Source organism: Williamsia sp. 1135, assembly GCF_002095395.1.
In the GTDB taxonomy this organism is placed as follows: domain Bacteria; phylum Actinomycetota; class Actinomycetes; order Mycobacteriales; family Mycobacteriaceae; genus Williamsia.
Genome location: NZ_MJEI01000012.1, coordinates 1 through 1,092 on the forward strand (window position 1 = coordinate 1; position 1,092 = coordinate 1,092).

1 protein-coding gene is annotated in these 1,092 nt (G+C 60.3%); it reads right to left on the reverse strand.

All coding sequences use genetic code 11. The features are described 5' to 3' along the window. A partial coding sequence (locus tag BFL43_RS00060; RefSeq protein ID WP_206186582.1) for a cbb3-type cytochrome c oxidase subunit I occupies window positions 1-1,092 on the reverse strand: 1,092 nt, incomplete at both ends.

Genomic DNA, 1,092 nt, shown 5'->3' on the forward strand with positions numbered 1-1,092 from the left:
CGAGAGGTGGAAGTCCAGGGGCGGGCTCGCCAGCAGCACACCGGTCAGACCACCGAACAGGAACGTGATGATGAAGCCCACGGCGAACAACATGGGTGTCTCAAAGGTCATATGACCTTTCCACATCGTGCCTATCCAGTTGAAGAACTTCACACCCGTGGGCACCGCGATCAAGAACGTCATGAACGAGAAGAACGGCAGCAACACCGCACCTGTCGCGTACATGTGGTGCGCCCACACCGCCACCGACAACGCCGCGATCGCCAAGGTTGCGTAGACCAGACCGCTGTACCCGAAGATCGGTTTACGGCTGAACACCGGGAAGATCTCCGAGACGATGCCGAAGAACGGCAGGGCGATGATGTAGACCTCGGGGTGACCGAAGAACCAGAACAGGTGCTGCCACAAGATCACCCCACCATTGGCCGGGTCATACAACTGCGCGCCGAATTGTCGGTCGACCTCCAAGCCCATCAACGCCGCGGTCAGCAACGGGAACGCCAGCAGGATCAGCACGCTGGTGACCAGGATGTTCCAGGTGAAAATCGGCATCCGGAACATCGTCATACCGGGAGCACGCAGGCAGACCACGGTGGTGATCATGTTGACCGCACCGAGGATGGTGCCCAGACCGGAAACGGCCAGGCCGAGGATCCACATGTCGGCGCCGGCACCCGGAGAGTGCACCGCATCGGTCAGTGGGGTGTAGGCAGTCCAGCCGAAGTCAGCCGCGCCACCGGGGGTGATGAATCCGGCGACCGCCACCGTCGAACCGAACACGAACAGCCAGAAGCTGAAGGCATTCAACCGCGGGAACGCCACGTCCGGCGCACCGATCTGAAGCGGCAGCACCACATTCGCGAAACCGATCACGATCGGCGTCGCGTACATCAGCAGCATCACGGTGCCGTGCATGGTGAACAGCTGGTTGTACTGCTCGGTCGACAGGAACTGCAGACCCGGAACAGTCAACTCAGACCGCATCAGCAGGGCCATCAGGCCACCGATGAGGAAGAACGCAAAGCAGGCAACCAAATACATGATGCCGAGCATCTTGTGGTCGGTGGTCGTCAACACCTTGTAGATGAACGA